This window comes from Desulfomonile tiedjei (assembly GCA_016212925.1).
Lineage (GTDB): Bacteria > Desulfobacterota > Desulfomonilia > Desulfomonilales > Desulfomonilaceae > JACRDF01.
On the sequence record JACRDF010000050.1, the window covers coordinates 161,525 to 186,928 of the forward strand.

Consider the following 25,404-nt stretch of genomic DNA (forward strand, 5'->3'; position numbering starts at 1 on the left):
ACCGTACAGCCGTCTGAACAGCTATCTGTGCCCTGATCCATGATTCTTCCCATGTCGAGAGCTACCTCGATGGCCGTGAAAGCGATCAGCAGCATTGAGAACCGAAACAAGCGGGGCCATGACCACGTGAACCATCCCGCTGAAGGGCAGATACAATAAAAAGGCCCCGGTCAAAAACGCATGCAGGTACCAGACGTACCCGTAGATTTCGTTCAAACCAGCGGTCCCGCGCCATGCGAAACTCAAGGCCCAACCGACAAATGCCCAGCGTGCGCCTTCGGCAGGGCCGGTCATAGCCAACCGTGCGCCTTCAAGGAGGAATCCAACTAGTACAATGCCTCCCAAAAGCCCGACGGCCAACCAGTCGCGCTCAGGCAGCCCATCAATTACTACTTCATCACGGGAAAAATGTCTGCGGAGAATAGCCAAGATCACGCCCAAAATCACCATTAATCCGGTAAGGTCGAATACGAATGCGGTCAGAAACCAGTTCTTATCCAGCATCTGCCAGACCCACGCCTGAGAAGGCCAGGCCAGTGAACCAACTAGTGCCGCCAGGCCCCAAACGAAGCGCACCACAAAGGGCAAAAAGATGAGAGCGTGAATCATCCAGCGAAGCCGCGACTGGATGAAGAGCTTCCGCTGGAATAAACCGTCGAGAAACAGGGCCTTTAGGACAGCGGCTGCACGGGCAGAGAAAGCCGCCTTGATGCCACGGTCAGCTCCGGCAATCGAGCCGGCCCGGGGCCGAAGTGTTCCGGTAAACCAGACCGAGGCGACCACACACATCCCCAGGCCAAAGCCGACGAGTGCCAACACGCTGATAGGATCCCTGGCTGAGAAGGTGGCAGCATGGCAGGGCATACAAATGAGGCTCTTTGCCGGAAGAACCATGGCAGCCGCACCGACATGGTTCCCTGCATGGTGGCAGCGTTGGCAGGAGCCCGTGCCTTCGCCGGGTCGCACAACATTAAGCCAACTGGCCTGTGAAGTTTTCTCAGACCTTTGCCAGACCACTTTTCTGGTACCCGGGTCCCGTGACACTTCGATTTGGTCCAGGTGACAGGCCTGACAGGATACTTTAGTGTGGGCATCGTGGATGATCGATTCTCTGTGAGGGGTATGGCACTGGCGGCAGTTCGGGGAACTCTGTCGATGGTGCTCAAATCGCGCGGCCTCACGATGGCAGGACAAGCAATCCAGACCGCTGTGACCTTTGAAAATATGCTTGCCTTTGTCGATCCAAGGAACCGTCACTGACGCTTTAGTAGTCGCAGCGGCCTGTCCATGGCACCCGAGACAAATCCGGTCTATGTTCCGGGCTCTCTCGCTGTCTTGAGGGTCGGAAGCCTTGTGGCATTCCAGGCATTTGACATCATCACCCACGGCTTCAGGAAGCTTTTGCTTTTGGTCGTGGCAGGTGGAGCACAGTTCGCGGGTTTGGACGACAGGCTTGGTTTCCGAAGCACCTTTCTTGCTGAGCCGGGGTTGGTAGTGAGGATCATGGCACGCGATACAGTGTGAATAGTCCTCGGCCTTCTTGATCGGCTTTCCCGCATGCAAACCCATTTCCAGGTTTTTCTTTATTATTGTCCCGTCATGGCACCCATAGCAAGTTTCGGCACTAAAAAAATCTCGCAGGCTCCGGTTGACTTGAGCCGGGTCAGGGTGGGCCGTTCGCCGGATCACGTTCGGATGACAATCCTGACAGGAGATTTGGCCATGGGCCGAAACATGGTGCCGGGCCGCGTCCAGAAACCACGACCCAGCATCCGGGGGCTCCACAGCAAAGCAAAACGTCGAGGCTGCAAGCAGCACTAGAGCGACTGCCAGACCAGTAGCATTCAGCCCTCTTACGGCTTCAGAAGCCGCCTGGGCCGAAGAAAAGGCCCGAAACCACTCAGAAAACTCGTGCCAGTAGGCTCTGCAATGTGAATGAATCGCATGGTTGCCGTGGTCCATAATGTGCCTGCAATAAACCGTCTTTTTCGTCCGCGCTCGATTATGCGTTGGTGGGGCAGGCGTCCCGCCTGCCCAAGAGACAGGCAAGATGCCTGTCCCACCGAGAGCAGGATTTTACTCGTTTGAAGGCGTATGGATATCACTCTAGGACATTGTTTCCGGCGATTACCATCCGCCCTCTGTCCTCTTGCCAGCGGAATTCCTGCTTATTCGTGCCGACAAAATGGTACCACATAAGGCCCTTCGGGAATCACTGCTACAGACGTATCTCCCGACCGCTCCACGCTTTTGCGAATAGCTTCCTGGAATCGGTCCAAGTCGGCGAAGCTCTCAACACCCGTCAGTTTCAGGTCTTCTTCGCAAAGGCATTCGGCATAAAAACGAATGGCCCCGATTCGCATGGGTTTCAGTTGCATCTCGGTTTGCCATTCATCAACCGCCGCGTTTCCCTTGGGCCACAACTCGTCAAGGAATTTGTCCGATCCAAGCTCAATGAGTTTTTTTTGTGCTTCCACGTAATCCGCCGAGCCCATTCCTTCCGAACATTCGGAGACAATGAAGAGGTCTCCGCCCGGCTCGAGCACATCCATGGCTCCCACCATCCCTTTGACAGTCTGGTAATAGGTCTTGTCAAGCGGGTACCCGGCCGAACTTGTAATCACGGTTCGAAAGCGTCGCGGAATGGTTATCTCGGCGTACTGTCTCATAAAATCTATGGCAGCCAGATGGCTCTGTATGATGTCGCCGAAGTTCAGGAAACACGGCTGTCGAAATTCGTCAATGACCGCGTTGACACCCAAAGCGCGGCCGACGCGCTTTACGATTTCCAGTTGCTCTTCGTGTAGGGGGTTGCCGTCCAGTATGCAGTTGGCAGAACGCGGTGATTCCAGGAACGTCGCGGTGTGAAGACGCGTGATGGTCTCCTGATGGGCCACACCGGGGACCACCAGCTTCCGTCCCCCTGAGTAACCGGCCATAAAATGGGGTTCCACAAGGCCGGTGACCAGGCGTAAATCCGCGTCCACGAATCGGCGGTCCAACTTGATGGGCGTACCTCGGGAGGTCAATCCCAGGTCCACATGATCCGCGTCGTTACGGGCAAAGTGGTTGGCGACGCTGACGGTCTTGAGCACCCATTCGTCGCCAACCACATCGCGAAGTTCAGCTCCTTCGTTGGGTCGATGCAGGCCCGTGGCCACCAGGACTGTGATCTGTTCCGGATTGAGGCCGGCTGTCAACAGCTCTCGGATGACCGCCGGCAGGATTAACCCGTTTGGAACAGGCCGAGTGATATCGCAAATAAGGATGCAAGCGCTCGAACGTCCTTGGGCTTCTTCGATCAGCGGCTTGGACCCGACCGGTTCCTTCAAGGCCCTTGCCATTGCAGCGACCGGCTCCGGCAGCACAGGCATCGGCTTCTTGCGGATAACCGTGACGTTCCAATGGTCGGGCAACTCCAAACCCAACCCGGTCCGGCCATAATTCATAAGGTATTTCATCGCCGGCTCCCCTTGCGGAAGATAGGCCCTGGGGCCAACCGCGGTATCACGTCACCGCCGCTTTCTTGGAAGCCATAGTTGCCTGTTTGTCTCTACGGTCATCCACTTTGAGGTCGATGACTACCCGTTTGGCTCCCTCTGCCACGTGAGCCGCGTGCACCTTTTTTACCAGGTCAAAGAGAGCGTCCAGGTCCGGGACTTCCACTGATGTGGACATAGCCCCCACTTCGTAGGGGTAACCGGACTCCTTCACAACGGCTACGCCTTTCTTCACGAAACGGCTGAGGCTTGTGCTTTCACCAATTGGATATACTGAAAAACTGGCTATCATGGCTTACGCCACCTCCCATTTATTCCTGCGTCAAGGACTTGACCACCAATTGTGTCAGGTCCAGAGCTTTGAGATCAATCCCTTCGCGGCGGGCGCGGGTAACTATGGTGCGAAGACACTGTTGGCACGAAGACACTACCGTATCAGCCCCCGTCGAGAGGATCTCTTCGATCTTGCGCTGAGCCACTGCGGCTGAAAGGTCAGGGTCCACCATCTCCACGTTGCCGCCGCCGCCGCAGCAAACGCTCAAGTTCCGGTTGTTCGGCAGCTCAACGAATTCTATGCCGGGTATGGCCTTTATGACATCTCTAGGTTCCTCGAAAACACCGGTGTTTCGTCCCAAATCGCAGGGATCGTGGTACGTGACCTTCATATTGAGCGGCTTGAGTTTCAGTTTGCCTTGTTCGATCAGATTCGACATCAGTTGGCTGGCGTGCAGCAGCTCAGCCTCGGGGCTGTATAAATGTTTCCAGGTATGCAGGCACGAGGGGCATGAGAAAACCGCTTGCCGAGCACCGACGCTTTTCAGTTTCTCAAGATTGTGGTTTTTCAGTTCAGTGACCTTCTCCGGCATGCCGGCCCCCAGTAGTGGAAAGCCGCAGCACCATTCTTCGCCGCCCAGAATCGTGAAGTCCAATCCCGCGTAATGCATGATGGTGGCAAGATCCGCGGGGATTTTTTGCGCCAGAGGGAAAAACGAGGCCACGCATCCCACAAAGTATACGATTTCAGCCCGGTCTTTTTCCAGGAACTCATCCGGGATGCCTTTCAGGTATTCTCGCCACTCGGCCCGGTCTTCGTTATCGTCTTCGGAAATGTTGTGGTATTCATTCAGGGCTTCCGCGAGCTTTTCGAATATCTTCGGGTGGGCTTGAACTTCCGTGAGACAGGCCCTGTCCGACAGGACCGCGTCCCTTGTATTCACTGCCGGAAAGCAAGCCTTTGTGCACGCACCGCAGCCAAGGCAGGTGAAGATGGCCTGGGCCAAGTCTTCGCAGAGTTCCAAACGTCCCTCAATGACCGCTCGAGTGATGGCGTTGCGCCCCCTGGCTGTAAAGGCTTCCGTCCTTCGCACAGCGTAAGTGGGACAATTCGGGAGACAAAACCCGCACCGGGTGCACTTGGCCACCTCTTCGTACTGCATCTTTTTGAGTTGAACGATGTTCATGACTACAGCCCTCCAAGAAATCGACCGGGATTGAGTACACCCCGAGGATCCACACTGTCCTTGATCCTTGTCATAAGGAGGAAATCCCCTTGAGGACTACCCCACGGATCCAGCCTTTGCTTAAGAGACGCCGGAGCGCACTCAGCGACCATGCTTCCCTCGTACTGCTCAGCTACCGACCTGAAAGCCGCTCCCAGTTCCGCAATCTTTTCCAAATCCGCATCGGGCTCGCAAAAAATGTATGCGTAGGCCAGGCCCAGTCCTGCCGACACGGTCAACGCCACCTGATAGCCGGATGAGGCCGCGGTCCAGGCGTTCATGACTTCAGCATAATGCGAAATCAAGAAACTGCCCTTGAACTTGACAACCGCTTTTCCCTGGCCCGCGGGGGCAAGACAGCAGTCGCTCTGGGTCTTCCAAAAGGCCGTGGCTTTTTCGCGATCCAACACAGCCAATTCCAGGGCATTCTCTCTCTTGGCCATGTCCTTGAGGTCCGCGACCTCCCTTTCCACTTCTTCGCTGAATCCTTCCAGAGCTACGGCCACGCACCAGCCCCCAGGCGGCACATTTAGGCCCTTCAATCCAGTGAGGTCGTGGCCCGAGCGGTTCAGGATTTCCAGGGAGGTGGGCAGAAGCTTCGAGCCCAGTACTCGGTCCGCAAAGGCCCTGGCAGCATCAAAGGCTCCGAAGGCCGCCACCACTGTAGCAACTTGCTCGGGCAACGGCAGAAGCCGAAAAGTCACGTCTCCGAGAATCCCCAGCGTACCCAGGGAACCGATCATAATCTTGGAAACGTCGTACCCGCTGACGTTTTTGACCGTTTTTCCGCCCATGCCAATGATCTCGCCGGTGGGACTCACGTATCTCATGCCCAAAATGAGATCACGCGGAAGCCCGTAGCGTAGTCTCTTCGGCCCGGTGGAATTGGCCGCAACCATGCCGCCCAGCGTGACCCGATCGGAAAATGGAGGGTCCAGCGGCAAGAAGACGCCCTTATAATCGCGACCGGAGCACATGTAATCGGCTTGGGTCTTGAGGTCGCCATCCACCGGGAAGAAGCATCTGTTTTCGGTTCCTCCTAGAAGGTCCTGGAGATCCGCCAGCCTGACTCCGGCTTGCGCTGTGACCGTCAGATTGGCTACGTCAATGTCTATGATCTTGTCCAGCCTGCTGGTGCTCAACGCCAGATCAAACCGCGAAGGCACTTTGCCGAGCGCCATCTTGGTGCCTCCGCCCCAGGGAATTACACCCCAATTCTCCTTGTTGGCCAGTTTCAATACTTCACCAGCCTGACCCAAATTAGCCGGGTAAACCACCGCCCCCGGTACCATGCCGTCTACGGAGAACTCGGCGACGGTCGCTGAATCAGTCACCACCATTTTCGGGCTCATAACCTCATGCAGCAAATCTATATCCATTTTCCGGTCCCCTCTTAGCCTTCACGAAGATACTGGAAGCAGCACTTTGCCGGGGTTGAGTTGGCCTGCCGGATCGAACGCGTTCTTCAGTTTCCACATAGCGGCGACATCATCCTGGGAGAAGATAAACGACATTTCCTCCAGTTTTTCCAAGCCGATGCCGTGCTCCCCGCTGATAGTGCCTCCCGCGTCCACGCACAAACGCAAGATCTCCGAACCGGCCTTCTTCACCCGGGCAGTCTCCTCCTCGTCCCGGATATCGAACAAAATTAGGGGATGAAGATTTCCGTCACCTGCGTGGAATACGTTGCCGATGGGAAGATTGTACTTCCGGCCGATTTCTGTTACCTTCTTGAGCACTTCGGGAAGCTTGGTTCGCGGCACGGTCCCGTCGCAGACCATGTAGCTCGGCCTCAACCTGGACATCGCGCCGAAGGCTCCGCGGCGGCCGGTCCAAAGGGTATTTCGTTCCGCCTCGTCCTTCGCGACCCTCACCTCTCGCACTCGATTGGCCCGGCAAATTTCAACAATCCGGTCTGCAAGTCTTTGCATACCGTCCTTGAGGCCGTCAAGTTCGATTATGAGCACTGCTTCAGCGTCCTGTGGATAGCCCGCGTGGACGGATTCTTCAACGGCCTTGATGACCAATCTGTCCATCATTTCCAGGGTGGCCGGAACAATCCCTTCGGCTATTATTGCCGATACCGTGTTGCCCGCGTCCTCGATGGTCTCGAAAATGCTCAACAGTGTTTTGACTTCCTCGGGCTGTTCAATGAGACGCAGCGTGATTTCGGTAATTATGCCCAAGGTGCCCTCCGAGCCTACCATGAGACCCGTCAAGTCATAGCCGGGTCTATCTGGCGCCTTGCCGCCGACGTCCACCACGGTGCCGTCGTAGAGCACCACTTTGAGACCCATGATGTGGTTTGTGGTCACGCCGTATTTAAGGCAATGGGGGCCGCCGGAGTTTTCTCCAACATTGCCTCCCAATGTGGAGGTTTTCTGACTTGCCGGGTCAGGCGCGTACTGGAGGCCTTGCTTTGCCACTGCGGTCTGCAAATCCAGTGTTATTACTCCTGGTTCGACCCTGGCTCTCTTGTTGGCAACGTCAATCTCCAGGATGCGGTTCATCCTGGAAAAGTGGATCACGATGCCGCCCCTGAGCGGCACAGGCCCTCCGCTCAGACTGGTGCCGGAACCGCGAGCCGTGACAGGAACCCCGCCTTCATAAGCCAGCTTTGCGACCCGGCTGACTTCCTCCGTGCTCCCGGGAATAACGACCACGTCAGGCCTGCTCATCTCCAGGTAGGCGTCATATCCGTAAAGCATCAAGTCCACATCGGAAGTCAAAACGTACTGGTCGCCGACAATTTCCTTCAATCGCTGTCTGACGGTAGGAATATCCATCCTGAAACCTCCTTCGCGGCAAGGCGATACCGTGATTACGGCAGTTTCATTGAGGCCTGACGTCAATCCTTGCAAAGACGCTGCATAAGCCAAAGCAACGTTTGCGGCACGGTCTCCGGACGGTCCACCTGTCGCCAAAGTCCTTTTCCCAGGCGGGCCATTTCTCTGGTCGAGACCATATTGCGCCTTCCCACAAGCATCACGTGAAGCTTTCTAAACCTTTTTGCCGGACCGCAGGGGTCCGGTCCCGCTGTCCGCTCGCCGTCGGTTATCAGAACGGCATGAGCCGGCCGGTTGCCCGAAGCGGCCAGAACACACAGTCCATGCTCCAGAGCCGCGGAAATGTTCGTAACACCGCCCAGGGGCGCTCTCAGGACACGATAAGCGGCCTCCAGAGGTTTGATCCGTTCCCCAAAGCGTATAAGCAATGTTGGCTCCGAGTGGAAAGCCACGAGCGCCAGGCTGCCGCTTGGGGCTTGCCTGGCCAGCACCGCTCCTATGAGCGCGGCCATTGGCCTCTGCGGCCCGTCCATCGAAAGGCTTGTATCCAGGATCACCAGCAGTCTCAGTGCCGGCTCCGGTTTGTACCGGACCATGATGTCCTCTCGCTGGAGACCGGAACCCTGGCGAATAGATCCATCATGAGCAAGGGCCGGCATGATCCGCTCCAGTGTGGACTCCAAATCCAGGACTTCCCCACCGGCTCCGCAGGTCCCGTAAGGAACCGTCCGAAAACGTGTTCCGGTCCGCGCAACCCCCTGAAGGACCCCTGGTCTGGCCAGCAGCCGCGGCAGAGCGATACGCCGAAAGTCGGCCGCTGACGATCCTATTCTGGGCCGGGCTCGCGTTGTCTTCCAGTCGGGACAGAGGAACGTTGCCCCGGAGGGAAACATCCCCTCGTCTTCCCGCGGCGAAAATGCAGGCCGTTGTCCTTCGGCACCCGGCTGTGGCGCGGTAAACCTCAGCGGACGTTTTCCATCGGCCTGACCTCTTTTTTTTTTGCCACGTCGTCCAATATTTTAACCAGGCTCAGCCGCGGATCTTCCTCCAGGTCATCTTTCAGCTCAATGCGTGTGGGCAAGGCCAGCTCCGCGGCGCGGCTCAAGGCGTCGTCTCCTCCCAGCTTGGAGGCAATCAGGGCCAAACTTGCTGCGGCCCGGACACTCGCCCCCCGGCGGACGAGCGGATGGGTGCGTGTGGCACGAGCCAGGAATACCGCCTGCCTTACCAGTTGATTGGCTGAGAGACCCGTAAGTTGCGCGACAATGGCCTCTTCGTCTTCAAAGCTCTGGTAATCGAGTGTCAGCAGCTCGAAACGGTCTCTAAGCGCCTCACTGATAAGCGAAGTGCCCACAAATTCCTTGGGGTTTTGGGTGGCAATCACCTGAAAACCTTCAGCCGCCCTTATGCTCCCCACTTTTGGAATTTCCAGGACTTTCTCATCCAAAGCCGGCAACAGGACGTTTTGAACTCCGTCCGGCATCCGATTGAGTTCGTTGACAAACAGCACTGCCCCTTGACTCATGGCCAGGTGAAGCGGCCCCGGCCGAAACGCTTCCGGAACATAGCCGCGGGAAACCACCGCGGGTGGATCAAACCAGCCGGTGAGTTTCTCTTCAGAGTAGCGTTCATCGCCATCGACCCGAACTATGGGCCGGTTCATCGCTCTGGCGGCCTCCTGGGCCAAGCGCGTCTTGCCCACACCAACCGGCCCTTCGACCAACAGGTTGCGGCCTGCCTTCAGACAGGCGAGCAGAAGCTCCAACTCCTGTTCCCTGCCGATAAGTGGTGGAAGCCCGTTACTAGTCATGGCTCTAACCAAAGTTCTTGATTAGCTCAAAACGTCCTTCCCACGCGGCCTGGAGAATAGGCCCCATATAATCGTCCACCTGGCTGGCCTTTAAAGGCACAGGCATGTTCAGGAGCTTCATCTCCAATTGGGGGTCCTTCGCGGCCGTGAGGCAGCGGGTCACGTGAGCCTGGGTTATCCCCGGCACGTCGGTCAACTTCGTGGGGAACCCGATTGCCTTGCTGAGTTTGACCATACCCTCTGCTACGGCCACTCCCAGGTCGCGGCCTTTCAGGATGTCCAGATTCGCCTCAATATAACCGTGTTTCTGGTAGACGGCCCCTACAACCCTGAGCTTTTCTTCAATCGCGGGAGCGAAGAATACCGCATAGTACGGATTCATCAGCGCACACGCTCGGCCGTGAGATAGCACGTCTACCAGCGAAAAGCTATTCAGGTGCGCTCCGCTGGTTCCTCCAATCATGATGGCGTAGCCCCCGAGGTCCGTGCCCAAACCGAGCTTCATTCGGGCGTCAAGGCTTTGGGGGTCCTTCGTCAGTTCGCCCAGACCCGATACCAGAAGATCGATTCCCACTTCGGCTACCTCGCGGGCCTTTGGCTCCATGTCTCCCGCAGATCCAAAGTAAATCTCCAGACAATGGGCGCATCCGTCAAGGGCCCCATCCTGAGTAAGCGAAACGGGCTGAGTAAGGGTGGCCTTGTAATCGAAAACGGCCCTGGGAGGGGTGATCGCGTCGTCTACGATGAGTTTCTTCTGGCCCTTCACAGGGTCCGTTATATTAGAATACTTGGTCAAATGGGCCCCGGAACTGGCAGCCGTCATGACGGCCAGCACAGGCATGATCTTGCGCCCGGTACGCTGGCAGGCCTCCGTTACCTTGCCCACTCCGAAATATGGGTCTATTTCCGGTGTGACATCACCGAGGGTGGCTATGACTGCCGCGGCCTTCACCGCGTCGATGCTCGAACCGCTGTCCATCACAACCAGCACATCCGGCCGTTTATGCATGATGTGGGAGTGGATTCGGTACACGTCTGCAAATGGCGCATTCGGCGCGGCGCCTTGTACTATGTCCACTACCTCCAGGCCCGCACCGGTCAGATAACTAACTACGAGGTCTTTGTACCGAGCGAACCACTCGAACTGTACGGGTCCCACGAACATGGCCTTCTTGCCCGCGGCGGGTTGAGCCACCAGGGCCGCGGCAAAGGGGCCAATCTGATTCAACACGTCGAAGCCAAAGGCATAAGAGTCTCCCTTGAACTCTCTCAGGATGGCCTTGGCCCGAGAAATAGCGTCAGCCATAATTCACCTCCGTTTCTGAGGGGCTTAACCAATACGCTGGTGTAAAATCGTTTGTAAAGATCCATGAGCAGAGCACATGGCCTTGCCACTGGCCCCCATAGTGGCATGCCGTCGAATTCGCCGCCTGCCCTTGATGCGGCGCTTCTTAACGTCATTCCGGCGCAAGCCGGAATCCAGTATTATCGGTCCGACGTTCCACTTGAGACTCCTGGACCCCGGCTTTCGCCGGGGTGACGGCTTCGGCTGCTGGGTTGGCAGGAACGCTCCAAGCTGGCTACCGGCAAAGCCAAAAGCCTCTGATCACATGCACAGCACGTGGGTTTCTCGGGCGAACTAAACGAACTCCCTGACCGCATCAATAGACGCCCCCATGGAGCAGTCAGTTTCACGTTCCAGGATGATGTCTATGACATACGGCGTCTTGGCTGCAACTCCGCGCTTCAAAGCTTCCTTTATTTGGTCCGGGTCCTCCACGCGCTCGCCGGTCGCGCCGCAAGCTTCCGCGAACTTGACAAAGTCAAATCCTCGACCGTTGTTGATACCGTCGTACCAGATTTGCACTTCGTAGTTCATGTCGTACGTGTATTTCTCGGCCTGGCGGATAAGCCCTAGATAACCGTTGTTAAGCACCACAATTACGAACGGAGTCCCGTACATTACGGCTACCGGAAGCTCTTCCATGCAGAATTGAAAACCGAAATCGCCCACAACCTGGACGACCTGCTTGTCAGGCCGGGCCACCTTTGCCCCAATGGCTGCCGGCATGTCCCAACCCAGCGGACCCGCGCCGCCGCAGTCCAGGTAGTGCCTGGGTTTGGAAATCTGCTGCAGTTGCCCTGACCAGATCTGGTTCAAACCGATGCAGGTCACAAAAACGGTCTCGTCGTCGAAAAACTCGTTAAGTTCCTTGAAGACCCTTTGAGCTTTTATAGGCACATCGGGGTAATCCACTTTTCGGGCCAACTGCGCGCATAAGTCGGGCACCTTCTTGGCCCAGGGGTCGGGCCGGCGAGCAGGCCCGCGGCTTCGGGCTTCGTCGAGGATCGCGGTTAGAGCTTCCTTGGCATCCGCGCATATACCCAGTTCGGGCACCAGGTTTTTGCCGATTTGCCCAGGGTCCACATCGATGTGTATGAATTTGCGGTTTCCCGTGTAGACCTTGATATCGCCCGTATGGCGATCATTGAACCTTGCGCCCACAGCGAGGACCAGATCGGATTCCAGGAACGTTTGGTTGCCTGACGGCGTGTTGCATTGAATGCCTACCTGGCCTGCCATCAGAGGGTGGCAATGAGGAATTCCCGATTTGCCCATGTACGAAGTCACAACCGGAATCTGCAGGTATTCCGCTACAGCCACGAAATCCTGACAGGCATCGGCGATAATGACGCCGCCACCCAAAAGCAACACCGGCCGTTCCGCGGCCATGAGCATGTCCACGGCTTTCTTGACCTGCCTTGCATTGGGCTTGAGCTTTGAGACTCCCAACGGCCCATCGGCTTCAGGGTCGTAGACTATCTCCCCTTTCTGAACGTCCAAAGGGAGGTCGATTAATACCGGCCCGGGCCTGCCTTCACGCATTATCTTGAACGCTTCCCGGAAAACCCAGGGGATCATGGCCGGCTCCTTGACGCAGTAAGCCTTCTTGGTAACGGGCTTGGCAATTTCCGCTATGTCCACCGCCTGGAACGCCTCACGGCCCAACTGCGCCCGGACGTTCTGACCGGTTAGTGCCAGCAGCGGGATGGAATCGACCTGAGCAGTATAAAGACCTGTGATGAAATTGGAAGCCCCCGGTCCTGAAGTGGCTGCACACACACCTACGGTGCCGATGGCCCGAGCGTACCCGTCAGCCATGTGGATAGCGCCCTCCTCGTGGCGGCATACCATGTGCTTAATTCTTCCGTGGTTTTTCAGCGATTGATAAAAAGGAAGAATCCCCGCTCCGGGGATTCCGAAAATATGGCGGACACCCTCATCGTAGAGGATAGAAACCGCCGCATCCATTGCGGTCATCTTTGGCATGGCAAAACCCTCCCTGTTATCAGTGCCCCAGTCTTGAATTTCGAGAGTACCATCCATCCTTCGAGTGCTTCGTCGCATACGAACCGTGGAATCGGTCGATCTCCTGCGAGAATCAGTTTCATGGTGATTACTTCTCCGTGTAACCGAGGTCGGCCGTAATACGGCCGGCCGTTTGCCTAACCAACTCCCCGATGAACGGCACTTTGTCCGCGGTCAATCTCGAACTCGGCCCGGAAATACTCAAAGCAGCGACGATGCCGGTCCTATTCTGGCGTATTAAGCAAGCCACGCATCGGACACCGATTTCCATTTCTTCGTTGTCCACGGCATAGCCCAGCCGCCGAATTACCTGTAGCTCCTTCCCCAGGCTCGGTTCATCTGCAATCGTATTCACTGTAAAACGTTCTTTCTTTGCGGAGCGCCAATATTCGGCCACCAACTCATCGGGCAGAGCAGCCAGCCGCGCCTTGCCCACCCCGGTGCAATGAAGCGGGGCCCTGGTGCCCACACGAGTGAACATACGCAAGAGAGAATTTGAGTTTGCCACCTGGTCCACGTAAATCACTTCCGCACTATCGAAGAAAGCCAGATTCACCGTTTCGGAAGTGGCTTCCACAAGCGCCGACATGTGTGGCCGCGCCGCGGAAATGACATCCAGGTCTTCGCGGACGGCCGCGCCCAGTTCCAGAAATTTCAAAGACAGCCGATATTTCTTGCTTTCAGGATCTTGAGTCAGGAAATGACATGCGGTGAGAATGCCCGAGAGACGGTGAACCGTGGACGGAGGGAATCCCAGCCCCGCTGCGAGTTCGCGCAACCCTATGCTCTTGGCCTTGGCGACAGCGTCAAGGAGGCGCAGCCCTTTTTCCAGGGACGTGAGTTTGCCCATGGTTGGTTCCTGTGGGGTCCGGCGTTGCTGCGTTCCACCATGTGGACCAGCAGTCTACATTGTGGCACAGGGCTCGCGCGTTGTCTACCCCCTTTTTCAAGTTGACCAATTCTCCGACCCAATGGTAAAAAAACGGCACAACACCTAACATCGCTCCAAAACTACTCCAGGAAGGAGAAGGAGAAATGGAAGAAGTCAAGATCGTTCACAAGGCGGATGTCAAATGGGAGCCTCATCCCCAACTGGCCACGGCCAAAGTTGCTTATTTGCTATCCAATCGCGACGAGAAGATGGACCTCACCTGTCTGCTGCTCCATCTACCCCCTGGTACCCAAGTGGAAAAACATACCCACGAGTGCGACGACATTATCTATGTGATCAAGGGCAAAGCGAAGATTTGGATCGACGGGATCGGGGACGTGCCCATGGTCGAAGGCAGCTTCGTACGTATTCCCAAAGGCGTCAGGCATCAGCCTCACAGCATAGAAGAAGACTTCGTAGCCTACGATGTCTACTACCCTTTTCTGGCTTGACGTCAGTTCATGGGCAAAAGAGCGACGTGGTAGTTAAGCATTCCCCGCTGTATAGCGGCGCTTTGAGATCTAGGCAGACAAATCGTGAAAAGACGTGGATAAAGGCACGGGATGAGGTCGGCCCACCCGAACTCAGTCATCGACCAACTAACCCCTTGTTTTCTTTGGCACGCCCGACAGGATTCGAACCTGTGACCTACGGATTAGAAGTCCGTTGCTCTATCCAACTGAGCTACGGGCGCAACACGTTTTAGGAGGCCATCCTAACAAGGTTGTCTCCTTTTTTCAATACCACGAATGGGGGATTTTTGCGGGACTGCGCTCGACAAACCTTGTTGGAAGCCTCGATAAGGTTTTGAAGCTCTGCCTTCGAGTAATGGGTTGTGATTCTCCCTGGCCTGCGTCCCAGAAGGTCTTGACGATCCTCGAATGAAACTCCCGCGGCTCGTAGTCTCCGGCCAAAGGTGTGCTTCAGGTCATGAACTCGCACTTGTTCAAGCCCTATCCGTCTTCGTGCCTCTCTCCATGCACGGTGGTTCATTCTGGACACCCGCTCACGCTTGTATGAGAAAACATACGTAGGATGCCCCCAGGCATTTCTTCCACCACTGCTTTGGCTACCCGATTAAGCACGACCAGACGATCTTGCCAGTTCTTAACCCATTGTGCAGGGATGATAAAAAAGCTGGTTTTAAACTCGGGAACCGGAACCGGCCATTCCCAGCGGAGACTACAGACCTCTTGATCCCTAGAGCCAGTGTTCACCTTAAAAAGGGCCATCTTTGCCAAGTAAGGCGGAAGTTCATTGAAAAGGCGGAGATTTGTTCTGAAGCGATGGTGGTGGATTACCAGGCACAAAGTCTCCAATTAACAAGTGCTATGCCGATCTGAGAGCAAGTCACCCTAGAACACCAAAAAATGGCAAGACCTCCGCATACATCCTAATTTAACTCTTTACAAATTGCGCTGTCCCTACTACATGAGTCGCCAGTTCAAGAGAATCTCGGTGTAGACAGGTGTCCGTTCTGCTCCCCCAATTGACTCACGGGGTAAGGAAGGGGTTTTGTGACACAAGTGGGTCTCCCCGAGGTTTTCGAAGTTGTAATCTGTATGAGGGCGCATTTGTCTTAGTTGGCTCAGCGTTGTTTTCTGGCGTTCATTTGCTGTTTAAGGGTATGGAAATGATCATGCGCCCTGTTTATCGTCTGTTTCGGTTTTTTGGTTTGGCAGCCGGATTCATTGTTTGCCTGAACTGCTCGCATGCAGCGGGGTGGGACGTATCGCTTGATCCACGTTTTGACGGTTATGTGGCGAGAGCCGCAATGGGCACTGCCCAATCGGTCCTCAGCGCCCCTAGGGCGAATTTTGTGCCAAAACCGTGTGTGGTGCACCCTTTATCGGATTACCTTGTAAAACTGGCCTATGGCACGACTTTCCTAACTTTGACCCCACTGGATTACGTAACCCTCGAAGTTAGTGCCCCATTTAAGAGATATTCTATGATGACTCCTTGGGGGCCGTGGTTTACCGAGTTCCAGTTTGCTTTGCTCGGTTCGTATGTTATTTATCGTGAAAGCGCCGCAGATCGTACGCACAACCGTAATTTCCGCTGTGGGTATGAACTGGGAGGACTCCCTAAACTTCGGTTCACATTTCCTTGTAGATACGTTCATTGGGACGCCTATGTTGAGGGCGGCGTGGGCATAGACTATGTGACGGAGACTTATAGGAATGCAGGCTCTCGCTGGAACTGGTTGTTGCTGGCGGGCTTCGGTTTGCAAAAGTCTATAGGTGAGAACGCAATTGTGTCCTTAGGCGTTCAGTGGAGGCACATTTCTAACGCAAGTATGTGGGGCACGAGTAACGAGATCCATAGCCACAACCCTGGAACCAATATGATACAGGGTTTGGTAGCATTTCGATATCCCTTCTGAGAAGGGATATGTAGTTCTGTGCTCGATCAATTGTCTAAGTGAAATAGGCTGGCAATCCGGCCCCCCTCGGGCAGGCCCCCCGCCGGAATGGGTTGAGCGTTGTAATTTCTCTTTTGACCTTGAGGAAAAGGAAGCTATTCTCAGATTCAAGACTTCGCGCGAGTCTCCAGAGCTATGAAAATGAATTTAGACTTAAACCTAGAAGTGTTCCTCAACCCCAAGTCTGTAGCAGTTATCGGGGCTAGCCAGCGGCCCGTGTCCTGGGGTTCATTTATCATGAAGGGGCTTCTTTCTACGGGCTTTTCGGGCAGGATCTATCCTGTGAACCCCCATTCAGGCGAGGTGTTCGGTATCCCCACCCTAAATGACGTTTCAGAAATTAAAGAGCCGGTTGACCTTGCCATTCTCATCGTCCCAGACGAATCTGTTGAGGAGACGGTTGCCGCCTGTGGTCGACATGGGATCAAGGGAGTCACTATCGTGTCGGCAGGCTTTGGAGAAATCTCCGAACTCGGCAAAGACAGAGAAGCATCGCTGGTCCGAGTTGCCAGCGGTTCTGGAATGCGAATTTTGGGACCGAACGTGAGCGGATCGTTCAACTTCCATTCGGCATTCAATGCATCCCCGTACGGTCCCGAGCTCTCAACCCCAACTGTTCTAGCCGCTGTTTGCCAAGGTGGCTATGCCATGTACGACCTCCTCGCCTCCGGTTCTCATCGAGGTATGGGGGTAGGTCAATTCATTCACACTGGGAATGAGTGTGACTTAACGGTGACGGACTTTCTGCAGTATTTCGGTTTTGATTCGCATACTGAGGGTATTCTCGCGTACATTGAGGGAATCCGCGACGGAAGGCGCTTCATCAGAACTGCCCGCGAAGTGACCAGGAGAAAACCTGTAGTGGTGTACAAGGCAGGACAATCAACGGGTAGCGCGCGGGCAGCTCACAGCCATACCGGAGCACTTTGTGGTCAAAAAGAGATTTACGAAGGGATTTTTCGTCAAGTGGGCATCATTGTCGCGCCAACGATGGAGCTTCTACTTCCGATTGGGCATGCGTTGATCGAGCGCCCCCGCTTGCGAGGTCCCAGGATAGGTGTTGTCACGATGGGGGGATCATGGGGGGTAGCCCTTACAGATTCTCTTGAAACGGAGGGACTATTGGTCCCTGAATTCAGTCTGAGGCTACGAAAAGCGCTCGGGTCAACGGGTCTACCTGTTAGGGCCTCAACAAAAAACCCTGTCGATTGGGGTGCCTCAGGGCTTTTCGGGTCCGTCGACATCCTACTCAGGCTTGCCCGAAACATTCTTGAATCAGGCGAAGTGGATGCCCTCGTTGTGCATGGGTTTGGTCGGCCTGGACGCCACGATAAGGATACCCCAGTTGCAATGAAGGCATTTCTCGAAATTGAGAAGCAGATGATGAGCGGAGTTCAATCCCTGGAAAAGGCAATGGGGATTCCCGTTTTCATCGGGAGCCACCATAGTATATGGGAAAGCCAAGCGATATTCGACTTAAACAAACAAGGGATTCGTATCTATAATCGTCTCGACGAGATCGCACAGCTGCTTTCCCTAATGCTTGAGTACGGAACAAGAAACTGAGATGGCCCCTGCGTGACCTGCCTCTGAAAAGAATGGCCTGGATTCTGCGTTAGTATTGGGGCAGCGTCCTAGAGCCATAAAACACTGCAGCCCCATTCCATCCTCCTCCAGAATTCCCATGGCCTTACCTTCCCGCTTTGCCGAAGGATAATACGCGCTGTATTTCGCGGAGAATCGCGCAGGAGGGATGCTGGCGGATTACCGGGTACTATGTTTCCATTTAACGAGTGGTATACTACCTGGAGATAAGTCAATACCGATGACCAAAGAAATGAAAGCAGCAGCAGATCTGATCAAGTTAGCGATGGAAGGCCTGGGAGTAGCTGTCACTATAATCGACACAGAAGGAACGCTCCTTCACTATAATAAGCAAGCGGCAAAAATCCTGGACCGTAAACCTGTATACGTGGGCAATGATGTTCATTCACACACAATAAGGCAGCTTCCAACAGAAAACTAGATTTGATGCTGAAGGATTTCAGAGAAGGAAGGACGGAATCTTTCCGTTACCAAGCCAAGCCCTATGGAAAGGTCCTTCTCGTGACAGTTTCCCCCATTTTAGAGAATGGTAAGTTTTTAGGTTGCGTACAAACTGTGCTGCTTAAGGAAGATATTGAATCGCAATTGACATGACAGCCGGTCAATTGAGGCTTCGCGCTCAAGTAGTGATGGTGCATTAGCACGCGGAGAGTTTCTGGTGCCCTCAACGCCCATTGACGGGCGCAGGGCCTTCGTTGACAGTCCCAGGCTTAGTTGATATAAGCGATTGATGTAAGAATGTAAGCTTCCGAACCGTGAGAGCCGAAGCTCTGGCGTCATGTTCCAGGCACGGTTCGCGGAATAACAAGGACCGGACCCAAACGGTCCCCTCTTCCTCTTCTGCTTGAGTATCAGACAATTTAGGACTGTACGGACTGTCAGCATTTCGGGGTGAAAACGCGACCTGCTTCAGATGGGACGGATTTTTTGGAAATATCACCTGCTAACCGTGGTGTAAGACGAGTAATAAGCTATAATCTAAAAGATAGGATCGCGGTGCTGTTCGAACGGCAAGGGACATCTATCGAAGATGAGGAACGATCCATCAGCAACATGGACAAACAATTACAGGGGCGGATTCAAAGGATAAGCCGATGGCCGGGAGCGTTCTTCTGGGAATAAGCGGGGGCATAGCCGCGTACAAAAGTCCGATTCTGGTGCGCCTGTTGGTTCAGGCAGGGATGGATGTCCACGTTGTTATGACTCGCGCTGCCACGCACTTTGTCACGCCTCTTACGCTGGCTACTGTAAGCGGCAACCCGGTTTACGACGATATGTGGGCCGAAAGACACCGGCCTTCCGTGGAGCACATTTCGCTGGCGGATAGGGCCGACGTCGCTGTCATTGCTCCGGCCACAGCCAACACCATCGGAAAGCTTGCCGTGGGTATAGCCGATGATATGTTGAGCACAGTAATCATGGCCGTCACTTGCCCTGTGCTGATTTGTCCCTCCATGAACGTCAACATGTATCGAAATCCGGTAGTTCAGGGGAACATCCGTAAGCTACAGGAACTGGGGTATCACCTCATGGAACCCGCAGCCGGTTACCTGGCTTGCGGCTGGACAGGCGAGGGCCGAATGCCCGAACCTGACGAAATCGCTGAAAAGATCAAGGGGTTCTTTGCGCCTCGGGACCTGGAAGGCGAAAGGATACTCGTCACAGCAGGCCCGACCGAGGAGCCTCTCGACCCTGCCCGATTCCTGACGAACCGCTCTTCCGGGAAAATGGGTGTGGCAGTGGCAAGGCGAGCACTGGCCAGAGGGGCCTCAGTGACTTTGATAGCCGGCCCGATAAGAATCCCGGTCCCAGCAGGGGTCTGTCATGTGCCGGTGCGGACGGCCCGTGAGATGTACGACCGGGTCATGGAGGCGTTTCCTCAGTCGGATGTGGTCATAAAGGCCGCGGCAGTGGCGGACTTCCGTCCGGCTCAAATGAAAAAGGCCAAAATGAAGAAAGATGACATGCCCCCCAGCATACGACTGGTAAAGAATCAGGACATACTGCAAAAGCTGGGGACATCCAAGCGCAAGGGCCAGATTCTAGTAGGGTTCGCGGCCGAAACCAACGACGTGCTGGAGAATGGAAGGGCAAAACTCAGGAAAAAGAACCTGGACATGCTGGTGCTGAACGATGTGAGTAAGCCCGGAGCAGGCTTTGATTACGATACAAATATCGTACGCTTTCTGCATATGTCCGGAGAGGAAGAACAGATGGACCTGTTGTCCAAGGACAAGGTCGCTGATCTAATCCTGGATCGCGTCCTGAAACTGAGACAAGGTAGCCCTCGCAATCGGAAATAATTATTTCCGCGAGCTGCAAATTGATGCCAATGAATGAAGAATCCGCAAACTGGCTGCAAAAAGCAAAGAGCTACTTGCAGTTTCAAGTGAACCTGGGGTTTCGGGAGATACTGGTTCCCCGCGGTGAAAACCTTTCTTTGGAGGCCGTACGCACGGACCTTGGCGACTGTGTTCGGTGCCCGTTGCACAAAGGACGTCGGAACATCGTCTTCGGAGAAGGAAACCCTCGAGCTAGGTTGATGTTCATAGGAGAAGGGCCTGGAGCTGATGAAGACCGACAAGGCAGACCGTTTGTGGGCAGAGCCGGGCAGCTATTGACACGCATGATTGCGGCGATGGGCCTGGAACGATCGCAAGTCTATATAGCAAATGTGGTTAAATGCCGCCCGCCGGACAACCGCGACCCCGCGGGGATAGAGATCCGCACTTGTTTTCCTTTTCTGGAGGCCCAGATTGCGGCAATATCTCCGGATGTCATAGTGACGCTGGGCAGAATCGCAGCTTGCACATTGCTGGAAACCAACGAATCCATATCCGGTTTGAGGGGTCGCTTTTTCGACCGTAAAGGCATACCTCTAATGCCGACGTACCATCCATCCTTTCTCCTCAGGCAGGAGCCGGACAGAAGATGCAAAGGGGAAGCCTGGGCGGACCTCCAGAAGGTCATGGAACTGCTGTGCCTTCGGGTGTCCGAAAATGGAGCCAAACCATGAATTCAAGAAGGACTTTTTTGTACGCGGCCATGCTTGTGTCAGGCCTTATACTGTTGCAGGGAAGCCCCCAAACTCTTTTCAGCGCGGAAAAGGCCGACGAACGGCCTGTAGCATACTTGCTCGACGTGGACGGTACCATAAATCCAGCGCTCTCGGACTACATCATCAAAGGGATCCAAAAAGCCGAAGAGAGTAAGGCTGCCTGCGTAATCATTCGCCTGGATACACCCGGCGGTGTGGTTTCGACTACAAAGACCATAATAAAAGAGATGATCAATGCGAAACTCCCCATTATTGTTTATGTAGCGCCCAGTGGGTCTTCGGCCACTTCTGCCGGCGCGTTAATTACCATGGGGGCTGATATCGCTGCAATGGCGCCGGGCACGAATATCGGCGCGGCTCACCCTGTTGGCGGAGGCGGCCAGGAGATTGAGAAGTCCATGTCGGAAAAAGTCATCAACGATCTGACCGCGTACATGCGAGGTGTGGTGACCAAGCGAGGCCGCAACGCGGAGTGGGCCGAAAGGGCCATCCGGGAAAGCGTTTCCATAACTTCGAAAGAGGCGCTGGATCTTAGGGTCATTGATGTGATAGCCGATTCTGTTCCTGATCTTCTTGATAAGCTGGATGGTCGTAAGGTTGAAAAGGACAGTCGCACCGTTGTGCTTCACACCAAGGGCGCAAAGGTGGAAAGAATAACAACCGGGTTGCGTTTCAAGATCCTTGACGTGATTGCCAACCCGAATATTGCTTACCTGTTGATGATGATAGGGGGGATCGGGATCCTTATGGAGTTGTACAATCCCGGCCTTATCTTTCCCGGTGTGGTAGGGGGCATTTCCTTCCTTCTTGCTCTCTTTGCCCTCCAGGTCCTTCCGGTCAACTACGTGGGGATTATGCTTATTATATTGGCTGTCATAATGTTCATTGTTGAGTTGAAGGTAACATCATTCGGGCTATTGTCGCTTGGGGCCATAATAAGCCTCACGCTAGGTTCAATCATGCTTTTCGACACCGGAGAGACCGCCATGCGGGTTTCTTGGGGGGTTGTTATTCCTACGGTGGCGGGTGTTTCGGCCTTTTTCATCTTCGCTCTCGGACTTGTGGTGAAGGCCCATATGAAAAGGCCCAGAACCGGTGACCAGGGCCTGGTAGGGGAAGTCGGTGTGGCGCTTACCGAGCTTGATAACGAAGGACGGGTTTCTCTTCACGGCGAATACTGGAACGCCCGTTCAGACCGGTACATTCCGAAAGGAGAAAAAGTCAGGGTAGTCAAAGTGGAGAATCTTCGTCTAATAGTAACCACTGACGTAAGCGGCTGACCTTCCTACTCAATTTCACCGGAACGAAGGGCAGCTTGTTCATCCGAAACATGACGCGTCTTTATATGAAGGAGGGACCTCATGATCAGTTACACGCTCGGGATCCTTATTCTGCTCGGTCTCATGTTACTCTCTATGGCCATCAAAGTGTTGAACGAGTACGAACGAGGAGTTATTTTTCGTCTAGGCCGCGTTATCAATTTCAAAGGACCCGGTCTCATACTTCTCATACCTGTCATCGATCGCATGGTCAGGGTGAGCCTCCGCACAGTTACTATGGATGTGCCATCACAGGACGTTATCACCCGTGACAACGTTTCCGTAAAGGTCAGCGCGGTGATTTACTTCCGCGTTATGGAGCCCACCAAGGCTGTTATTGAAGTGGAGAATTATCTGTACGCGACTTCACAGCTTGCGCAGACTACGCTTAGGAGTGTTTGCGGCCAATCGGAACTCGACGAACTCCTTGCAGAACGCGAAAAAGTGAACTTGCAGATCCAGGAAATTCTCGACCGCCATACTGAACCCTGGGGCGTAAAAGTAAGCATGGTCGAAGTTAAGCACATCGACCTCCCCGCAGAGATGCAGAGGGCCATCGCGCGGCAGGCTGAAGCTGAAAGGGAGCGACGCGCTAAAGTCATCAACGCTGAAGGCGAATACCAGGCGGCAACGCGTTTGGCCGAGGCTGCGACTATTATCGCGAAAGAGCCTACGGCATTGCAGTTAAGATTTTTGCAGACCCTAGTGGAAGTTGCCGCTGAGAAGAATTCCACCACGATCTTTCCGGTTCCCATAGATCTACTGGAACCGTTTCTCAGAAGAGGGAAGACAAGCAAGTATGAATCCGAAGAATGACAGACCCGTCTCCGGGAAGATAATTGATCTTCAAGCCCGTCGGTCTGCGAAGCGCCTGGCCGGTCACAGGGGAGAAAAAGCCATGCCCGGAATACTGATAAGGTGGTTGGTAACGACACTGGCGATTCTCATGGTCCCGTACCTGGTGTCGGGGGTCAAGGTCGAAGGATTTGGCGCGGCACTGGCCGTGGCCGCCATTCTGGGCATCCTAAACGCCCTTGTAAGGCCTGTTCTGATCATCCTGACGCTTCCCTTGACCATCGTCACACTAGGGATTTTCATTCTCGTAATTAACGCTCTGCTCTTCCAATTGGCAGGCGCGGTCGTCTCGGGTATTCACGTTGCGTCGTTCTGGTCTGCTTTTTTTGCGTCCATCATCGTCAGCATCGTCTCGTGGATTGTCAATTCCGCCATCGCCGGAGGCGGCGGCGAAAGAACCGTTATTGTCCGGCGATGGAACGGCACAGTAGATATGCACCGCGGCAAAGGCGGCAAGTGGGAATAGGAGGGGAAAAGAAGGAGGAAGAGGAGGAGAAGAAGAAGAAGAATGCGGGGGAGGCCCTTTTTGCAAAAAGGGCCTCCCCCGCACCCCCTCTCCAAAAACTCTCCCATAGCCTCAGGTTTCCAGGCTATGCCTGGGAACCTGAGGCCGGTGCCTCGCCGAAGCGCATAATATTCATTGGCCAAAAAATTCCGCCGTTATAGCAGTTGCCAAAACTTTTGACCTTATCGCAAAGACAGATTCCAATGCGTTGGTAGGGTCCGGCGTCCCTGTCACGCCAGGGGCGTGATTGATTTATATGCACATTGTCCACCGCGCAGCGGTCCCGCCAAAGGGGAGACTACCAAATACAAAAGTCCTCTTCAGAATCGGACATTATTTTGGGCAATTGCTATAACGTGCGATGACACAAGAAAGGTGGTTTCATGTTAGCAACGGGCCTGGAAAGGCTCTTGCGAGAGCCCGATATGCTCGCTAGAGAGGGCAAACTTGGCCTGCTCTATAACCAGGCATCCGTGGATTCCCATTTCCGCGCCGCGCCGGAATTAATCGATCGAGCGTTTCCGGGCAGGCTTGTTACCCTTTTCGGACCTCAGCACGGAGTTGCGAGCACGGAGCAAGACAACATGCTGGAAACGGGACACGCCACTCACCGTCGGCTCCGCCTGCCCATATACAGCCTCTATTCGGAAACTCGCCGGCCTAGTGGGGAAATGCTCGAACCGGTGGACACCATACTCGTGGACATTCAAGACGTGGGGACCAGGGTTTACACCTTCGCCACTACAGTGCTCTATCTCATGCAGGCGTGCGCTGAAGCGGGCAAAAAAGTGGTAATCCTGGACCGGCCGAACCCTCTCAACGGATTGGAAGTTGAGGGCAATGTCTTGAAGCAGGATTACTCCTCCTTCGTAGGCCCTTTTCCCATTCCAATGAGACATGGGCTCACCTTGGGCGAGTTGATGACCCTTTACAACGAAGAATACGCGATCAAATGCGAACTCACGGTTATCCCGGTCACTAAGTGGCGCCGCAGCGAATATTTTGATGAGACGGGCATTCCCTGGGTGCTCCCCTCTCCTAACATGCCCCTCGTCGAAACCGCGGTCGTTTATCCCGGCCAGGTGGTTCTGGAAGGGACCAACGTGTCCGAGGGACGCGGCACTACCAGGCCCTTCGAGATATTCGGCTCGCCTTACTTGGAACCCGATGACTTGCTGGCAGCCCTGGAACCACGATGCCTCGACGGCGCGGTGCTCAGGGAAACCGACTTCAGGCCTACCTTCAACAAATGGGCGGGCCAGGTTTGCCGCGGATTTCAAATCCACGTCACTGACCGCAAATCGTTTCGACCCTACAGATTCACGTTAGGTGTATTGTCCGCACTCCTGAAGCTGTACCCCGCCGACTTTCGGTGGACTCCCCCTCCCTATGAATATGTCGAAGACAAACTACCCATCGATGTGATTCTGGGCGACCCGCAGGTCCGCGAAGCCTTGGAAAACGGTTGTTCCATATTGGAAATGGAAAAGGAATGGACCAAAGATCTCGATGAATTCCTGAAGGTCCGGGCTCGCTACCTTCTTTATACCTAAACACGCGACGGCCAAATGGGTTTTCTTGAGGAGCGACCTGTGACGCCACCCTGCTTTCAAACTGCCAAGATGACCTCGCAGCAACAACAGCACTGACCTGGTGCCCAGGTCAGTGGCACCCAACAGCCAATCAATATCGGCCCAGGGGTGCCACAGACTCGGGTTTTGCCAGGTCCGTGTCTGATTCA

At 54.8% G+C, this 25,404-nt stretch carries 21 protein-coding genes, 1 tRNA gene and 1 pseudogene; 10 read left to right on the forward strand and 13 right to left on the reverse strand.

Features of this window, described 5'->3' with window-relative positions; all coding sequences use genetic code 11:
* Positions 1-21: 21 nt before the first annotated feature.
* The 11 genes from HY913_22915 to HY913_22965 all read right to left on the reverse strand — a co-directional run bounded on the left by HY913_22915 (position 22) and on the right by HY913_22965 (position 13,815).
* Positions 22-1,962, reverse strand: a complete 1,941-nt coding sequence (locus HY913_22915) for a cytochrome c3 family protein (GenBank protein MBI4966150.1) — start codon at positions 1,960-1,962, stop codon at positions 22-24.
* Between the two features lie 206 nt (positions 1,963-2,168).
* A complete protein-coding gene (larA, locus tag HY913_22920; protein ID MBI4966151.1) occupies positions 2,169-3,461 on the reverse strand; it encodes a nickel-dependent lactate racemase in 1,293 nt (430 codons plus the stop codon).
* A 46-nt stretch (positions 3,462-3,507) separates the two neighbouring features.
* On the reverse strand, positions 3,508-3,792 hold the full coding sequence (locus HY913_22925) for an MTH1187 family thiamine-binding protein (protein ID MBI4966152.1): 285 nt from the start codon (positions 3,790-3,792) through the stop codon (positions 3,508-3,510).
* Positions 3,793-3,811: 19 nt separating this feature from the next.
* Entirely contained in the window at positions 3,812-4,960 is a 1,149-nt protein-coding gene (locus HY913_22930; GenBank protein ID MBI4966153.1) for a (Fe-S)-binding protein, read from the reverse strand.
* Between the two features lie 2 nt (positions 4,961-4,962).
* Complete coding sequence (locus HY913_22935) at positions 4,963-6,378, reverse strand: FAD-binding oxidoreductase (protein ID MBI4966154.1); 1,416 nt, start codon at positions 6,376-6,378, stop codon at positions 4,963-4,965.
* A gap of 21 nt (positions 6,379-6,399) precedes the next feature.
* Positions 6,400-7,785: an FAD-binding protein gene (locus tag HY913_22940; protein ID MBI4966155.1), complete on the reverse strand. Its 1,386-nt coding sequence runs from the start codon at positions 7,783-7,785 to the stop codon at positions 6,400-6,402.
* Between the two features lie 62 nt (positions 7,786-7,847).
* Positions 7,848-8,678, reverse strand: a complete 831-nt coding sequence (locus HY913_22945) for a VWA domain-containing protein (protein MBI4966156.1) — start codon at positions 8,676-8,678, stop codon at positions 7,848-7,850.
* A 68-nt stretch (positions 8,679-8,746) separates the two neighbouring features.
* On the reverse strand, positions 8,747-9,595 hold the full coding sequence (locus HY913_22950; GenBank protein MBI4966157.1) for a MoxR family ATPase: 849 nt from the start codon (positions 9,593-9,595) through the stop codon (positions 8,747-8,749).
* A 4-nt stretch (positions 9,596-9,599) separates the two neighbouring features.
* Positions 9,600-10,901, reverse strand: a complete 1,302-nt coding sequence (locus tag HY913_22955) for an iron-containing alcohol dehydrogenase (GenBank protein ID MBI4966158.1) — start codon at positions 10,899-10,901, stop codon at positions 9,600-9,602.
* 333 nt (positions 10,902-11,234) lie between these two features.
* The gene (locus HY913_22960; GenBank protein MBI4966159.1) at positions 11,235-12,926 is read right to left on the reverse strand and encodes a glyoxylate carboligase; all 1,692 of its coding nucleotides are present in this window, start codon (positions 12,924-12,926) and stop codon (positions 11,235-11,237) included.
* Between the two features lie 127 nt (positions 12,927-13,053).
* Positions 13,054-13,815 (reverse strand): IclR family transcriptional regulator, encoded by a 762-nt coding sequence (locus tag HY913_22965; protein ID MBI4966160.1) that lies wholly within the window; start codon positions 13,813-13,815, stop codon positions 13,054-13,056.
* Between the two features lie 185 nt (positions 13,816-14,000).
* On the opposite strand from HY913_22965, the gene HY913_22970 reads away from it, so the two are divergent.
* The gene (locus HY913_22970) at positions 14,001-14,348 is read left to right on the forward strand and encodes a cupin domain-containing protein (GenBank protein MBI4966161.1); all 348 of its coding nucleotides are present in this window, start codon (positions 14,001-14,003) and stop codon (positions 14,346-14,348) included.
* Positions 14,349-14,513: 165 nt separating this feature from the next.
* On the opposite strand, the gene HY913_22975 is transcribed toward HY913_22970, so the two are convergent.
* Both HY913_22975 and HY913_22980 read right to left on the reverse strand, forming a co-directional pair.
* Positions 14,514-14,590: transfer RNA gene (locus tag HY913_22975), tRNA-Arg, on the reverse strand.
* A gap of 8 nt (positions 14,591-14,598) precedes the next feature.
* Positions 14,599-15,128, reverse strand: a pseudogene (locus HY913_22980) (tyrosine-type recombinase/integrase).
* A gap of 719 nt (positions 15,129-15,847) precedes the next feature.
* On the opposite strand from HY913_22980, the gene HY913_22985 reads away from it, so the two are divergent.
* The 9 genes from HY913_22985 to HY913_23025 all read left to right on the forward strand — a co-directional run bounded on the left by HY913_22985 (position 15,848) and on the right by HY913_23025 (position 25,216).
* On the forward strand, positions 15,848-16,282 hold the full coding sequence (locus HY913_22985; protein MBI4966162.1) for an acyloxyacyl hydrolase: 435 nt from the start codon (positions 15,848-15,850) through the stop codon (positions 16,280-16,282).
* 180 nt (positions 16,283-16,462) lie between these two features.
* Positions 16,463-17,887 carry a CoA-binding protein gene (locus HY913_22990; protein ID MBI4966163.1) on the forward strand — a complete coding sequence of 475 codons (1,425 nt, stop codon included), beginning with the start codon at positions 16,463-16,465 and terminating at the stop codon, positions 17,885-17,887.
* 259 nt (positions 17,888-18,146) lie between these two features.
* Positions 18,147-18,347 carry a hypothetical protein gene (locus HY913_22995; protein MBI4966164.1) on the forward strand — a complete coding sequence of 67 codons (201 nt, stop codon included), beginning with the start codon at positions 18,147-18,149 and terminating at the stop codon, positions 18,345-18,347.
* Between the two features lie 673 nt (positions 18,348-19,020).
* On the forward strand, positions 19,021-20,229 hold the full coding sequence (coaBC, locus tag HY913_23000) for a bifunctional phosphopantothenoylcysteine decarboxylase/phosphopantothenate--cysteine ligase CoaBC (GenBank protein MBI4966165.1): 1,209 nt from the start codon (positions 19,021-19,023) through the stop codon (positions 20,227-20,229).
* A 23-nt stretch (positions 20,230-20,252) separates the two neighbouring features.
* Complete coding sequence (locus HY913_23005) at positions 20,253-20,942, forward strand: uracil-DNA glycosylase (GenBank protein ID MBI4966166.1); 690 nt, start codon at positions 20,253-20,255, stop codon at positions 20,940-20,942.
* Complete coding sequence (locus tag HY913_23010) at positions 20,939-22,264, forward strand: nodulation protein NfeD (protein ID MBI4966167.1); 1,326 nt, start codon at positions 20,939-20,941, stop codon at positions 22,262-22,264. The genes HY913_23005 and HY913_23010 overlap by 4 nt, the downstream gene beginning before the upstream one ends.
* Positions 22,265-22,345: 81 nt before the next feature.
* On the forward strand, positions 22,346-23,119 hold the full coding sequence (locus tag HY913_23015) for a slipin family protein (protein ID MBI4966168.1): 774 nt from the start codon (positions 22,346-22,348) through the stop codon (positions 23,117-23,119).
* Between the two features lie 82 nt (positions 23,120-23,201).
* Complete coding sequence (locus HY913_23020) at positions 23,202-23,624, forward strand: phage holin family protein (protein ID MBI4966169.1); 423 nt, start codon at positions 23,202-23,204, stop codon at positions 23,622-23,624.
* A gap of 422 nt (positions 23,625-24,046) precedes the next feature.
* The gene (locus tag HY913_23025; GenBank protein MBI4966170.1) at positions 24,047-25,216 is read left to right on the forward strand and encodes a DUF1343 domain-containing protein; all 1,170 of its coding nucleotides are present in this window, start codon (positions 24,047-24,049) and stop codon (positions 25,214-25,216) included.
* Positions 25,217-25,404 lie beyond the last annotated feature (188 nt).

Excerpts from the sequence above, each read along its gene's own strand:
- HY913_23015 (MBI4966168.1), top strand. The coding sequence starts at position 22,346 with ATGATCAGTTACACGCTCGGGATCCTTATTCTGCTCGGTCTCATGTTA.
- HY913_23010 (MBI4966167.1), top strand. The coding sequence starts at position 20,939 with ATGAATTCAAGAAGGACTTTTTTGTACGCGGCCATGCTTGTGTCAGGC.
- HY913_22970 (MBI4966161.1), top strand. The coding sequence starts at position 14,001 with ATGGAAGAAGTCAAGATCGTTCACAAGGCGGATGTCAAATGGGAGCCT.
- HY913_23005 (MBI4966166.1), top strand. The coding sequence starts at position 20,253 with ATGCCAATGAATGAAGAATCCGCAAACTGGCTGCAAAAAGCAAAGAGC.
- coaBC (MBI4966165.1), top strand. The coding sequence starts at position 19,021 with ATGGCCGGGAGCGTTCTTCTGGGAATAAGCGGGGGCATAGCCGCGTAC.
- HY913_22925 (MBI4966152.1), bottom strand. The coding sequence starts at position 3,792 with ATGATAGCCAGTTTTTCAGTATATCCAATTGGTGAAAGCACAAGCCTC.
- HY913_22955 (MBI4966158.1), bottom strand. The coding sequence starts at position 10,901 with ATGGCTGACGCTATTTCTCGGGCCAAGGCCATCCTGAGAGAGTTCAAG.
- HY913_23020 (MBI4966169.1), top strand. The coding sequence starts at position 23,202 with ATGCCCGGAATACTGATAAGGTGGTTGGTAACGACACTGGCGATTCTC.
- larA (MBI4966151.1), bottom strand. The coding sequence starts at position 3,461 with ATGAAATACCTTATGAATTATGGCCGGACCGGGTTGGGTTTGGAGTTG.
- HY913_22930 (MBI4966153.1), bottom strand. The coding sequence starts at position 4,960 with ATGAACATCGTTCAACTCAAAAAGATGCAGTACGAAGAGGTGGCCAAG.
- HY913_23025 (MBI4966170.1), top strand. The coding sequence starts at position 24,047 with ATGTTAGCAACGGGCCTGGAAAGGCTCTTGCGAGAGCCCGATATGCTC.
- HY913_22940 (MBI4966155.1), bottom strand. The coding sequence starts at position 7,785 with ATGGATATTCCTACCGTCAGACAGCGATTGAAGGAAATTGTCGGCGAC.
- HY913_22985 (MBI4966162.1), top strand. The coding sequence starts at position 15,848 with ATGATGACTCCTTGGGGGCCGTGGTTTACCGAGTTCCAGTTTGCTTTG.
- HY913_22950 (MBI4966157.1), bottom strand. The coding sequence starts at position 9,595 with ATGACTAGTAACGGGCTTCCACCACTTATCGGCAGGGAACAGGAGTTG.
- HY913_22990 (MBI4966163.1), top strand. The coding sequence starts at position 16,463 with ATGAATTTAGACTTAAACCTAGAAGTGTTCCTCAACCCCAAGTCTGTA.
- HY913_22995 (MBI4966164.1), top strand. The coding sequence starts at position 18,147 with ATGACCAAAGAAATGAAAGCAGCAGCAGATCTGATCAAGTTAGCGATG.
- HY913_22965 (MBI4966160.1), bottom strand. The coding sequence starts at position 13,815 with ATGGGCAAACTCACGTCCCTGGAAAAAGGGCTGCGCCTCCTTGACGCT.
- HY913_22945 (MBI4966156.1), bottom strand. The coding sequence starts at position 8,678 with ATGTTTCCCTCCGGGGCAACGTTCCTCTGTCCCGACTGGAAGACAACG.
- HY913_22935 (MBI4966154.1), bottom strand. The coding sequence starts at position 6,378 with ATGGATATAGATTTGCTGCATGAGGTTATGAGCCCGAAAATGGTGGTG.
- HY913_22960 (MBI4966159.1), bottom strand. The coding sequence starts at position 12,926 with ATGCCAAAGATGACCGCAATGGATGCGGCGGTTTCTATCCTCTACGAT.
- HY913_22915 (MBI4966150.1), bottom strand. The coding sequence starts at position 1,962 with ATGGACCACGGCAACCATGCGATTCATTCACATTGCAGAGCCTACTGG.